Genomic DNA, 12896 nt, shown 5'->3' on the forward strand with positions numbered 1-12896 from the left:
GAGAGCGGTTGGCGGTGACGCCATGAAACGAGCGTCCTGAAGTGACCACTGGCGCGCTCCGGAAAACGTTGCGGCCTGGCTAGCTCCACGTCTCCCCGAGCGCCTGGGCCTGCTGCAGGACCAGCTCCACCGCTCCGTCCTGCTGGTCCGGCGGATACTTGTATTTTCGGAGGATACGCTTGACCATCAGCCGCAGCCTAGCTCGCACGCTCTCCCGCTCCGACCAGTCCACAGTGATGTTTTGGCGCAGGTTTTCCGTGAGTTCGTGTGCAATTTTCTTGAGCGTCTCGTCGGTCATCTCGCGCACGGCGGACTCGTTATTGGCGAGCGCGTCGTAGAAACGGATTTCGTCTTCCGTTAGGCCCAGTTCGTCGCCCCGGGTCGCGGCAGCGCGGAACTTCTTGGCCATGTCGATGAGCTCTTCGATGACCTGGGCAGTTTCAATCGCCCGGTTCTGGTAACGCGTCACGACGTTGGCGAGCATCTCAGAGAACTTCTTCTCCTGCACTACATTGCTTGCAAAGCGGCTCTTGATTTCGCCCTCCAGCAAGCGCTCCAGCAATTCCACGGCGAGGTTGCGTTCGGGCAAGTTGCGGACTTCAGCGAGGAAGGCTTCATCGAGAATACCAATGTTCGGCTTTTCGAGCCCGACCGCCTCGAACACATCCACCACCTTCTCGGACACCACCGCCGAACTGATGATTTGCCTGATGGCGAGTTCGCGCTCCTCGTTGGTCTTCTTCTTGTCGCTCAGCTCGCGCTTGGTGAGGATGACCTTTACCGCCTGCAGAAAGGCCACTTCCTCGCGCACGTCTTTGGCATCGTCAAGCGTGCAGCACAGCGTAAAGGCCTTGCTCATGGCGAGCGCTGTATCGGCGAATCGCTTCTTGCCGTCTTTAACGCCCAAAACATGATTGGCCGCACCCGCGAGATACTTGAGACCGCCGGTCAGGAAGCCACTGTAGTCGTAACCGTGGAGCATGCCGCGCAGGATGTCGAGCTTTTCTGCGAGAACGGAATACGCCTCCGCCGCGTCGACCGTCGGACGGCCTCGTCCATTGCTGGCGGTATACTCCTTCAGCGCACTCTTCAGCTCGTTGGCGATGCCGATGTAGTCGACTACTAGGCCACCTTGCTTGTCCTTGAAGACGCGGTTCACCCGGGCAATCGCCTGCATCAGGTTGTGACCTTTCATGGGCTTGTCCACGTACAACGTATGCACGCAAGGCGCATCAAAGCCAGTCAGCCACATGTCACGCACGATGACGATGCGCAGCGTATCAGCCGGGTCTTTGAAACGCTTTTCCAGCCGCTTCTTGACCTGGCCGCTGTAAATATGTGGCCGCAGCAGCGCTTTATCACTCGCTGAGCCCGTCATGACAATTTTGATGGCGCCTTTCTCAGGGTCCGGGTCGTGCCAGTCGGGGCGCTGTTTGATGATTTCGTCGTAGAGGTGGACGCAAATCTCGCGGCTCATCGCTACCACCATGGCCTTGCCGTTCTGGGCCTTGTTGCGTTCCTCGAAGTGCGCCACGAGGTCGGTCGCCACAGCGGCCACGCGCGGTTCTGCACCGACGACCTTTTCCAACGCTGCCCAGCGGCTCTTAAGTTTGGCCTGCTGGCTTTCCTCTTCATCCTCCGCCAGTTCGTCCACTTCCGCATCAATGTGCGGCAGGTCCCCGGCCTTCAGCGACAGCTTGGCCAGGCGCGACTCGAAGTAAATGGCGACCGTGGCGCCATCCTCCTTGGCCTGCTGCATGTCGTAGACGTGGATGTACTCCCCGAATACGGCGCGCGTATCGCGGTCCTCGCTCGATACAGGCGTGCCGGTAAAGGCCACGAAGGTGGCGTTAGGAAGCGCGTCGCGCAGGTGCTGCGCATAACCCACTTGGTACTTCTCCTGGCCGGGTTTGCCCTTTAGTTGCGCTTCAAACCCGTACTGGGTGCGGTGCGCTTCGTCGGCGATGACCACGACGTTGTTTCGGTCCGAGAGCACCGGGAACGTGTCTTCGTCCTCGCCGGGCATGAACTTCTGGATGGTGGCAAACACGATGCCGCCCGAGGGCCGGTTGGCGAGTTTGGCGCGCAAGTCCTGGCGGGTGCCGGCCTGCACCGGCTGCTCGCGCAACAGGTCTTGTGCCAGCGAGAAGACGCCGAAAAGTTGTCCATCGAGGTCGTTGCGGTCGGTGATGACGACGATGGTCGGGTTATCCATCATCGCTTCTTGCATAACGCGGGCAGCGAAGCAGGTCATGGTGATGCTTTTGCCGCTGCCCTGCGTATGCCAGACCACGCCGCCCTTGTGGCTCGCACCGGGGCGCGATGCCGTGACCACCTGCTGGATAGCCGCGCGCACCGCGTGGAACTGATGGTAGCCAGCAATCTTCTTGACCAATTCGCCGTCGTCCTCGAACAGCACGAAGAAGCGCAGGTAATCCAGCAGGTACGTCGGTGCCAGCACACCGCGTATCAATGTTTCCAGCTCGTTGAACTGGCCGAGCGGGTCAAGCGTGGTGCCGTCGATAGTGCGCCATTGCATGAAGCGCTCTGCATCGGCTGACAGCGAACCCATGCGCGCCTGCGACCCGTCTGAAATCACCAGGACTTCGTTGTACTGGAAGACGTCCGGAATCTGCGCTTTGTAAGTCTGAATCTGGTCATAGGCCTTCCAGATGTCGGCATTCTGGTCGGCAGGGTTCTTCAGCTCCAGCAGTACCAGCGGCAGGCCATTGACGAACAGCATCACGTCGGGTCGTCGCGTGTGATGCGGGCCTTTGATGGCAAATTGATTGACCGCCAGCCACTCGTTGGCCGCCGAGTTAGCCCAGTCGACCAGCCGCACGAAATCCCCCCGTGTCTCACCGTCGCGCTGGTATTGCACCGGCACGCCACCGATGAGCAACTGATGGAAGCGCCGGTTAGCTGAGAGTAGCGCGGGGATACCGAGGTCCCGCACCCGTTGCAACGCATCCTCCCGAGCTTGGGCCGGAATGCCGGGGTTCAGGCGAGCAATGGCGCTGCGCAGACGTTCGACCGACAATACTTGGCGATAGTCAGCCCGTTCTGCATTGGCACCATCTGGTGCGAGGTCCGGGCCGAAAAGGCGGGTGTAACCCACATCAGTCAGCCAGCCCAGCGTTTCCTGTTCAAGTTGGTCTTCGGTCATAGTCGTTTTCAGGCGACGAGCGCCTCGGCTTCGGACAGACGGAGTTGGCCAGAATTCAGGCGGAGCAGGAGCGTGTCGCGAATGGAGCTGAGTGTGTTTTCCAGCTCAGAGTTCTGGGTCAGCTGTGCTTCCGTCGCGGAAACCGTCTCTTCAAATATCTCTAAGACCTTGGTGTCGGGGACTACCACCGGCACGGACCCGAGGATGGAAGTGTTCAAATTTGGCATCGTTGCACCAATCGCATGACGGACAAGCCATTGTCGTGCACGCGGAGCGTCTAGCGTCATAGAGAGAAACGACGATGACAGAAATGACGGACCAGGACGAACAAGCAAGCAACCGGTTCCGCACAACCAACCAACTTCACGTTCGCTTATTAAGGCGTGTCGCTCAACATCACCGCGACGACTGAACACAATATCGCCCGACTTGAGCTTATGTCTTTGAAGCCGGTCCGCGTCCTCGGGGCGTATACGCGCGGCTGTGGCAGCATCGACTCTTCGCCCCTGAATATCCTTCGGCATTACTACGGGAATTCCATGTTCTACATAGTCGGAAGCATGCAGTTGGCTACCGAAAGGCCCCGTTTGAATCGTGCCGTCGCAATCCTTCATTAAGTCCGCTAAGGTTGATGCGCGCCAACCCGTCGGGACCAACCCCAGTTTCGACTCCTCGAATTCGTCCGGAAATAGCGCGGCAACGGCTTCGACCATCCTTTCGGGCGCGCGCCCTTCCTGCTTGGCGCAGACAGGTTCGAAATCGACAAACCAGGACTTGAACAACGCCTGGGCGATGGCCTCCAGCGTGGCGCTGTTTTCCCGAAGCACCCGGCATCTACGCTCTATCTCTTCGAGCAAATCGACAAGATGCGCTCGAGGAGCGGTACACGGTGGAACGGGGTATGAAAGAAAATCCTCTCGACTTAGCGCGACAACAGCGCTACCCATAGCTCGCCCCGCACAATACTCGCGGTATTGCGGCGTTCGAAGCAACCAATAAATATACGTTCTTGCGGCTTCGTCGGATTCAATAAACTCTAGCTTTACGGTGTCTTGGGTCAGGCGGCCGACCGGCACCAGGTCCGGCACTCTTGCCACTGAGCCAATCATCTTGCCGTCCTTGGTAGCCCCTTTGAGTGCGGCAAATAAATCGCCGGGAAATAGCATTAGCTTTTCGGGACACTCCCCGCCGTATGTCTTAAATTCCGTTTCGCGAAATCCACCACCGGGCTCGATTGCTCCAAGTCCTAGCAATGCAGGCCCTGGCGCACCTACGAGACTGCCTTTATACGTTGTGCCCCGTACCAAGGTTACGTAGTGGCCTAGGCAACATGATGTCTCAGAATTCATACCCCAGCCTCTCCAGCTTCTGTCGGATTCGCTGGTCCAGTTTCACGCCCTTCGCTATCTGTTCGCCTAGTTGCTCGGTGAGTTTCTGCATCTTCTCGCTAAAGGCTTCATCGTCGTCCTCGACTTCGTCGGCACCCACATAGCGTCCCGGCGTCAGTACATAACCATGCTTGGCAATTTCGGCGAGCGTCACGCTACGGCAATAACCGGGAATGTCGGCGTATTCACCGATACCTTCTTCCGCCGCACCGCGCCATGCAGCCACGGTCTTTGCAATTCGCTCGATTGTTTCGTCGGTCAGTTCCGCCTGGACCCGGCTAATCATCGTGCTGAGCTTGCGAGCGTCGATGAACAGCACTTCGCCTTGGCGATTAGTCTTCTGCTTGGCGAGAAACCAAAGACAGGCAGGAATCTGGGTGTTGAAGAAGAGCTGCCCCGGCAGAGCCACCATGACGTCGACCACGTCGGCGTCGACCATTGCACGGCGGATGTCCCCCTCCGAGTTCTGGCTGGAACTCATAGAGCCATTGGCAAGTACGATACCCGCGCGGCCATTCGACTTTAAGTGATACAGCATGTGCTGGAGCCATGCGTAGTTGGCGTTGCCCTGCGGCGGCGTCCCATACACCCAGCGCGGGTCGCCCTCGAGGCTGCCATGCCACCAGTCGCTGATATTGAAGGGTGGATTGGCCAGAACGAAGTCGGCGCGCAGGTCCGAATGCTGGTTGCGCACGAATGTGTCGGCCGGTTCGCGCCCGAGGTTGTAGTCGATACCTCGAATCGCGAGGTTCATCGCGGCTAGCCGCCAGGTGGTGGGGTTGGACTCCTGCCCGTAGATGGATGCGTCCCCCAGTTTTCCGCCGTGGGTTTCAATGAATTTCTCGGACTGCACGAACATGCCGCCGGAGCCGCAACAGGGGTCGTAGACTTTGCCGTGGTGGGGCGCCAACACCGCGACAAGAGTCTTGACAATGGAGGCAGGCGTGTAGAACTGCCCGCCTTTCTTGCCTTCGGCACTGGCGAACTGGCCGAGGAAGTATTCGTACACCTGCCCGAGCACATCGCGCGCGTGGCTAGCATCTTCGCCAAAGCCGATGGTCGAAATCAGGTCGACCAGCTCGCCCAGCTTGCCATCCGGCAACTGCGAGCGGGCGTAGCGCTTGTCCAGGATGCCCTTGAGCTTAGGGTTCTCGGCTTCGATTTCCGCCAGTGCCTCGTCAATGCGCTTACCGATGTCAGTCTGCTTGGCCGCGCCGCGCAGGCTCTCCCAACGCGCGGTTTCGGGCACCCAGAATACGTTGACCTCGCGATAGTAGTCACGGTCTTCAAGCTCGTCAGCGAGCAGTTCGTCATCGCAGCCGTGCAGGAAGTATTCGTCGCCTTCGTCCGCAAAGCGACGAGTGAGGTCGGCTCGCCGGGCGGCAAAAGTATCGGAAATGTACTTGAGGAAAATGAGGCCGAGCACGATGTGCTTGTACTCGGCAGCGTCCATATTGGCCCGTTGCTTGTCGGCGGTCGCCCAGAGGGTCTTTTTCAAGTCATCAAGCATCAGAACTGGTCCGTCCGGTCATAGTCAGGCGTATATCCGGGCATAAAACCCGGGCATCTCGCCATCAAGAAATTGGAAGCGATTCTATCTTGAATGGCACCAGGACTCGCCGACTCGGCTTGAGTACGGTGCGGCGGGGTGTCCAGACGTTGGCAAGCGGTAGATTTCGCCGGCAGCCAGGCGTGATGTTCTGTATCGGGCATAGCACGTTCGAGCGGCATCGTTGCGACGGGTGCATCTCGCTACGCAAGCATCGGGCTCGCTATTTGTCACGCTCCAGCGGCTAACTGTCGCTCAAGATGCGCTATGGGCCATACTGCAACTGGCTCCGGCGCCCAGCGACGGATGCGTGACGGTCGACGTAATCAAGCTGAGGGGGACAGCCACGGCTGGTCCGCTGGTCATTTGTCTGCAGCCGACTCTCCATGTTGATGCCTTCACATGGTCGCGCATCGAAACCCGTTGCGCCGCTCGCGCCGTATGCCGTTCAGCCCATTGTCACCGAAGTTGCCCATTGACGTTGCATCGACGGCCTCTTCGGTAAGTGCTCTCGAAAGTTAGGGAAAGACAGGATGGTTGGTAATAAGCGACAACAGCGCCAGCAGGATAGACTACGCGTCTTCCTGAAATCCCTGACGCTGCGCGAAGAACGTATTGCGGGGCTGCGGTCACAGGGAGTGAGAGAAAGCCGTCACTCGCGCGGGGATAGCCCCGGCGTTTAATACTGCTACTACAACAACGCCGGGGTCAAAAATGCCATTCAAAATCCACCATAGCGTCATTCACGGGTTCGTAAAAGAAGCACGGAAAGACATCGCACAGGTCGTAAAAAAGGACCAGCTACTTGATACGAAGCTGCCTGGCGTCATTTCTCTCGTTAAAGGGATGTCTGTTCTCTTAGGGAAAAAGGAAAATAACCAGGTGTGGGGACGTTTTGGCTCGGACGGTCGCGAAGGACCGTTCCCAGCGGCGTTTGGCAAATGCGTGAGCGCGCAGCCCATCGGAGACACTCCTGATGCAGCCGCCTTTCTCGCCCTGACGCATCTCGTGGTTGACCAAGTCACACAACAGGCGGCGGCTGAGCCATTGTCGACCGGCGGTCACATCCTGTGCGCCATGTACGACACAGAAGCCGGCGACACCGCGGTCATCATTGCGATGATTAAACAAAAAGGCGGCGTGTTACTGGACGAGAATTACGTGCCTGTGGGGATTGTGGAGGTCGATATGTCGAAGCTCCACCAAGCAGCGCAGATTCGGGTTGCGGATTTTCTGGAAGCTGCTGCTGCCGACGAAGCCCCTGTTGCTGCCGATAACGGAGCAGGTGAAGACAATCCTGAGATGGCAATCGTTGCTGCAGCTCCGGTGGCGCAAAAGGCCGGAGTGGATAATGATGCAGTCTTTCTTTCTTTCCTGTCGCAGCGAGCAAGTCGCGACTCGTCTGCCTATTTCGTGACCGCGCTCGGTTGTGTGGTTGGCTTATCTTCGACGAGAGCCACTAGCAAGCTGTTTGAAGCTGTAGATGCGTACTTCAATGACAGGAAGGAAATCAATACGCTTCGAAAACAGGCCAAGGAACGCCTGTCAGAGTACCTGCAGGGACGGCTGGCAGCAGGAGAGCCAGCGACACTCAATGGTGTCCACGAGGAACTGATTCGTGTCGTGCCGGCAGATAAAGCTGAGTATGTCGCCGACCTTCAAGAATATTTGAACGGGGAGAAATTCAAGGTGCCAGAGCACTTTGAAGTTAACGCGGACGTGGTCAAGCGGTTCAGCAAAGTGTTGCTGCAAAACGACCGCATCAGCATCAAGTTCGACCGCGGCATGTTGGGCAGCGATGCTAATTCCACGCTGTTTTACGACAAAGACAAAAAGACGCTCACATATCGAAATCTTCCCGAGGAATTCCTCGCGCGTCTGGACAGCGCCTTGAAGGGTGGTTGATATGTTTGCTGAAGTCGTCGCACTTTATCGCGCGCTTGCGAGACCTGAAGTCGACAAGAACGGCAGGTACATTTTCGTCGGCGCAGTTGACGCCGAAATTCAGCGGCTTGTCGATGCATCCAATCAACTGGACGCAGCCTACGGCGAGGTCGATTATTTTCGACAGGGCAATGGACAACTCCGCATCGAAGTCTCGCTGCCGCAGGGGAGCAACGGACACTTTTATAATACTTTCTCGGCCTTCTTTCAAACGCCGTCAATCGCGTTCGGCGTGCTTCCTGCTGATTTTTATATCGCTGACCTCGACTATTACTCTGGAGACACTACCAAGCCAACGAAATTGGAGGAGGTAGAGAAGCTTGTGAACTTCATCCGCATGCTGTCCGAATTCGCTGAGGACCGTCTCACATTTGGTTCGGGTGCGAATCGCCTGCTGTTCGTATTGCCGTCCGATGGTAGTAAGCCGCAACGTACTCTGGTACTTGAAGTTTGGCCCGAAGAAGCAGCACTCGACAATACGTTGGCGCATCTGCATCTGCTCGAATTGCTGGTCGATGGTAGCAACGCCAAGAAGATGCATGTCGAAGAACGTCGTCTCGTAATGAAAAGCGCAATCAGTGATGTGCTAGCGAGCGCTGGCGCCGACACGAACCGGCTGACACATCTCTGTAAGGAATGGCACGAGGTCCTGCTGAAGTATCGGCACAATTTTCAGTCCTACATCAACAAGTTCGCCTTCGACGAAGTTCGAAAGAAGATAGCCGACTCGGAAATTGAATACGCGTCGAAGCTGAGCGGAGTCTTTGGCGACATCGGGGGTAAGCTACTGGCTCTTCCTCTTTCCCTTGTCGCGCTTATTGCGCTGGACGACGCCAAGACAACATCTGCCTTTTTCATCGGATGTCTGGGACTCGCTATTGTTTCCGTCGTTTACTTCATCATTTTGCGCAACCTTTGGCTTGCGGCAGACCGTTTGAAGGCAAGCTTTGAGCTCGCTTTCTCGCCTTTCTTCAACAAGCTTGAGACGTATCCAAGTGTGCTCAGAAACGTTCTGGAGACGCGAAAAAAAGCACTGGACACCCAACTGCGGTTTCTGAAACTGACTTTCGCCGTGTTTTATGTGCTCGCGTGCGTACCGGCCGCTGGGGCCACGCTGAAGGTTCTCGCTCGTTACTGGTCAGAAGTCTTAACCCTTTCGGTTCATTTCAGCACATGGGCGAATTCAATGTATGCGGTCATCGCCTAGGCTGGGCGATTGGTTCCTGACGGGCACCTGAATTCAAATGTCCGCCGCTGGCGTGCCTTGCTAAACTATGCGTGCTTGACTACCAACAATCGTAGCAAAAATGAATCTAACAGCTGCTGAGCGCCTGCGTACCCTTGCCAGAATGTTTGCGCGCCCTATTTTTTCGGAACTTGCGCGGACAGGAAACTGGCGCCAGCCCCTGTCCTTTCTTGAGACTCACGGATTAGTTCGGAAGGCAGGTCGCCAGCCCCTTTCGGCCCTGTTTGACTCCGCATGGCACGAGATTCGACAAGGGTATCGGAACGAGTTTGTGTACAAGACTGAAATCGCAAATCGAATTGTATTCGGCCGCCATAGCCCGCGGACATCTTGCATGCACGTTGAACTGCCGATTGGACGCTCGATTGTTGATGTTGCAGTCTTCAATGGCACGGCGACCGCCTACGAAATTAAGACGGAATTTGATACACCTCGCCGCCTAACAACCCAAACTACTGATTATCTTGCGGCGTTCGACCGCGTCTGCCTAGTTACGCACCCCCGATGCGCCGATAACTATATGGCAATAGCCGACCCTCGCGTGGGCATTCTCACATTGACGGAACGCGGCTCCCTCCGCACGCTTCGTGAGCCGATGGGTAATCAGGATAATGTTCGACCGTCCGCGATATTTAGTTGCCTTCACAAGGCCGAATATGTCTCGGCTGCCCAAAGTAAGCTATGCGCAACGATTGAAAAACCGACGGCCGTCATCCAAGCATTTTGTGCCTCGGTCTTTAGCGAGTTTACGCCCGATGAGGCGCATGCTATCTTCGTTAAGGCATTAAGAAATCGAAAAACCGACGGGGCTACAGTGCGCTTTGTCACTTCGCTACCTGAGAGCCTCCGCGTTCTCGGCTACGCAACTCCGTTGTCGGGGCGGCAGAGAGAAACCGCACTTTCTGCATTGAGAGAAGACATCCGTTATCGTTTGATTTAAAACGGCCTCTCTCCGCTCAAAAAAAGTGGACTGAGAGAGGCCGACCTTGTATTTCCCATATTTTCACGCCCGTCGCTCGGAGCTGTACGCGCTTCGCGCGCTTTGTAATGATTATCAGCTTGCTGATGTGGTTGTACCAATCCTAGAACCCGTAAACAGCAATCCGAGTGACTTACTCCGGGCTGGTATAGAAGTTTTTGGACGCGCCGGCGCTGGGGCAGTGGTGATTACCAACCCATATCAGCACGAATTTCGCAACGGAATCGACGAAGACTGGGCGGAGGCGGTCTCTGCCAAAATTGAAGAACACCCATCGATTATTCCAGGCTATCTCTGCTCACAAACAACGACTCGTGCCAATGTGACTCGCTTCCTCGCTGAGTATCCCCGGCGGGATGTAGCCTTGCTGTATTGGAACGCGAGATTGACGCAGGCGGAGGTACAGGCATTGGCTGCGCATAATCGCGTTCGCTTTCACGTCAACTTGCATGAGCGGATGAGCGCAGCGCAACGCGCAGCGCTACCATCGAACAAGGCGGTCGACATCCGGGACGACTTCATTGCGCAGCCGAAAAACGCCGACTACCAAGGCACGGAGTTCTTTACAGACCGCCATTTGACGTTCCGCGATGTCGCCATTGGGTTTGGTGACTACTCGGTCGTTGGCTCAGCCTTTATCCCGGGCGGTGGCCAGCCATCTGCGGTCGCCATCCACGCCACCTATAAAGCGCGGCGTACGGGCGAAATCTGGGTTGAGCATTTCGTATCTGACGACACCGAGCGTAACGTCGGGACAGTTGGCGGCAAGTATCAACAAGCGGCCGAGAAACTCGTGGCTGCTGCTACGGCGCGCCCGCGCGAATTCGGTAACGACCGGGCTCTTCAGGTATACGCAGCGGACGCCACCGAAGAACATTACCCGGGGCTCGGAAAAAACAAGGAACGACAGATTTACCATCATGCCGCCCTCATGTACCAGATTCTGACCGGCGCTCTTTGAAAGCAGGCAGCTTGATTTGGGCCGATGTAGCGCGGAGCGGAGCGCTCAAAAAAGAGAAAGCAGTAGCTTCACGCGGAGCTACTGCTTTTATTAGAGGGGACGTGGAACCGTGCGGCCGCATTGCGGTAAACCGAATTTGGCGTTACAGGACGTGTCCCCTTAGACTTTGCTGTACCACTTGCTGCGACGAGAATAACTGAAATGCTCCAAGCTGTCCATCCGGGCTATGGCACCGTTGCTGCGCGGACCACCGAATTTTTTTCGGCCCAAGCGCCGTGGCATCGGTCGCTATGGGCAGTGAGCTTGCCCTTGCTTATAGACGAGCTGATGGAGGCGTGTGCTGCGACACAAGCAGGCGTCCTCGGGGAACCGTCCGTCAAAAGGCTGCTGAGTTTATGCAAGCGTGTCGCCGGGCAAGACCTCGCTTTGCAGGCCCACGAGCGTAGTACTCTGAACGAGGCGCTTCGAGATGTTCCTCGCCTCCATGGAGTCGCTTATTACACGCTGAGGCAATTGCGAAAGCGGGTCGGGGACGACTATCTATTGCGCTGGGCTGACATTTTGCAGGCAGGACCGCCGCAATCGCCAGAAAGAATTGCCCGCTGTCTGGCGTCGTATTTACTCGACGCCGGCTTCTCGCAGCGGTTTCTTCACGATTGGTTCGCTGAACGCCTGTATAGGCGCCCAGAGGAGCAGACGCTTCCACAGTTGCTCCGCGAGGCCCACGAGGAAATCGCGAATCGAGAGAGCCAGACGTTCCAGGTCTTACTAGCTTTTGCGACACCTCCGCAGTCTGCCTCCGGGTATCCAAGAGGATGGCTTAGCGCGGCCCAAGTATCGTCTTGGCTAAAAGAAAACGGTTTTGCAACCACCGAGCTCAGGCAAAGCGGTGGCCTCGTTCTGCCTACGAAAGCACGCGATGTATTCGCGGCCGTTGACTCCGCAACTGCGGTGATTGACGGGTATGTCGCTCGCGCGTCGATTGGCACGGGCAGACCGCTTCAATTGCTGGCGTTCCTCTGGGTCCAAGGGCATCCGGTCGCTCTTCCAATTGGCGCCAAGCATCGAGGAGTGAAGGTTCGCGCCCTTTACCGAGAGGACCAGATTTTTGCCGAATCGGACGGCAGCAATGTCGACTCCGCAATTGAACTGCTCGCGCATCTTCAAAACAGCTCTCCCAGCACCGCAATCGCGGGCGGTTGGGCTGCAATCGAATCGCTCCTTGGGAAATCGGGAGACCGGTCAGCCGCCGCGGATAGTTTGGCGTATCTCGTCGCTTGCTCGTATCCACGCGCAGAGTTTACCCATCTTTCCCACCTCGCACAGAAGATGCGTCTTGACGTCGCACAAGCATGGGCGAACGTCGGCGTAAACCGCGATAGGGCGGCACTTGTGGCGGAAGAAGTGGCAAGAGGTGCCAGCTTCGGCTTTACGCAAGTGAAAGAGCAAGCAGCCATAGCGAGAATGGGACGCCTAATTCAAGCTCCGTCACCGACGCTCTCCGCCGTTCAAGCTGCCGTTTCGGAGGTCTTCCACCGACTCTACCGGCAAAGAAACATGATTCTGCACGGTGGCCTGACTAACAGCGTTGCTCTTCGCTCCGCATTGCGAGCGGCCGCGCCCCGCGCGGGCGCGGGGGTGGGCCCGGGGGGGGCGCGGGGTT

8 protein-coding genes are annotated in these 12896 nt (G+C 57.1%); 5 read left to right on the top strand and 3 right to left on the bottom strand.

Features of this window, described 5'->3' with window-relative positions; genetic code table 11:
• Positions 1–79: 79 nt before the first annotated feature.
• The 3 genes from PQR32_RS06725 to PQR32_RS06735 all read right to left on the bottom strand — a co-directional run bounded on the left by PQR32_RS06725 (position 80) and on the right by PQR32_RS06735 (position 6064).
• Entirely contained in the window at positions 80–3166 is a 3087-nt protein-coding gene (locus tag PQR32_RS06725; protein WP_408223452.1) for a type I restriction endonuclease subunit R, read from the bottom strand.
• Between the two features lie 8 nt (positions 3167–3174).
• The gene (locus tag PQR32_RS06730) at positions 3175–4332 is read right to left on the bottom strand and encodes a restriction endonuclease subunit S (protein WP_408223454.1); all 1158 of its coding nucleotides are present in this window, start codon (positions 4330–4332) and stop codon (positions 3175–3177) included.
• A gap of 172 nt (positions 4333–4504) precedes the next feature.
• Complete coding sequence (locus PQR32_RS06735; protein WP_408223456.1) at positions 4505–6064, bottom strand: type I restriction-modification system subunit M; 1560 nt, start codon at positions 6062–6064, stop codon at positions 4505–4507.
• Between the two features lie 753 nt (positions 6065–6817).
• Here PQR32_RS06735 and PQR32_RS06740 point away from each other — a divergent pair.
• From PQR32_RS06740 to PQR32_RS06760, 5 genes are all read left to right on the top strand, one after another.
• Entirely contained in the window at positions 6818–8008 is a 1191-nt protein-coding gene (locus tag PQR32_RS06740; RefSeq protein WP_408223458.1) for a nucleoid-associated protein, read from the top strand.
• Between the two features lies 1 nt (position 8009).
• Positions 8010–9254 carry a hypothetical protein gene (locus PQR32_RS06745; RefSeq protein ID WP_408223460.1) on the top strand — a complete coding sequence of 415 codons (1245 nt, stop codon included), beginning with the start codon at positions 8010–8012 and terminating at the stop codon, positions 9252–9254.
• Between the two features lie 142 nt (positions 9255–9396).
• The gene (locus PQR32_RS06750; protein ID WP_408223479.1) at positions 9397–10233 is read left to right on the top strand and encodes a sce7726 family protein; all 837 of its coding nucleotides are present in this window, start codon (positions 9397–9399) and stop codon (positions 10231–10233) included.
• Positions 10234–10279: 46 nt separating this feature from the next.
• A complete protein-coding gene (locus PQR32_RS06755) occupies positions 10280–11233 on the top strand; it encodes a sce7725 family protein (protein WP_408223462.1) in 954 nt (317 codons plus the stop codon).
• 201 nt (positions 11234–11434) lie between these two features.
• The coding region (locus PQR32_RS06760; protein ID WP_408223464.1) for an integrase at positions 11435–12896 on the top strand (1462 nt) is incomplete at its 3' end.

It is taken from the genome of Paraburkholderia dipogonis (genome assembly GCF_046027395.1).
In the GTDB taxonomy this organism is placed as follows: Bacteria; Pseudomonadota; Gammaproteobacteria; order Burkholderiales; family Burkholderiaceae; genus Paraburkholderia; species Paraburkholderia dipogonis_A.

Bases quoted from the DNA above. Each gene is read 5' to 3' on its own strand.
- PQR32_RS06750 (WP_408223479.1), top strand. From the start codon at position 9,397: ATGTTTGCGCGCCCTATTTTTTCGGAACTTGCGCGGACAGGAAACTGG.
- PQR32_RS06735 (WP_408223456.1), bottom strand. From the start codon at position 6,064: ATGCTTGATGACTTGAAAAAGACCCTCTGGGCGACCGCCGACAAGCAA.
- PQR32_RS06730 (WP_408223454.1), bottom strand. From the start codon at position 4,332: ATGCTATTTCCCGGCGATTTATTTGCCGCACTCAAAGGGGCTACCAAG.
- PQR32_RS06725 (WP_408223452.1), bottom strand. From the start codon at position 3,166: ATGACCGAAGACCAACTTGAACAGGAAACGCTGGGCTGGCTGACTGAT.
- PQR32_RS06745 (WP_408223460.1), top strand. From the start codon at position 8,010: ATGTTTGCTGAAGTCGTCGCACTTTATCGCGCGCTTGCGAGACCTGAA.
- PQR32_RS06740 (WP_408223458.1), top strand. From the start codon at position 6,818: ATGCCATTCAAAATCCACCATAGCGTCATTCACGGGTTCGTAAAAGAA.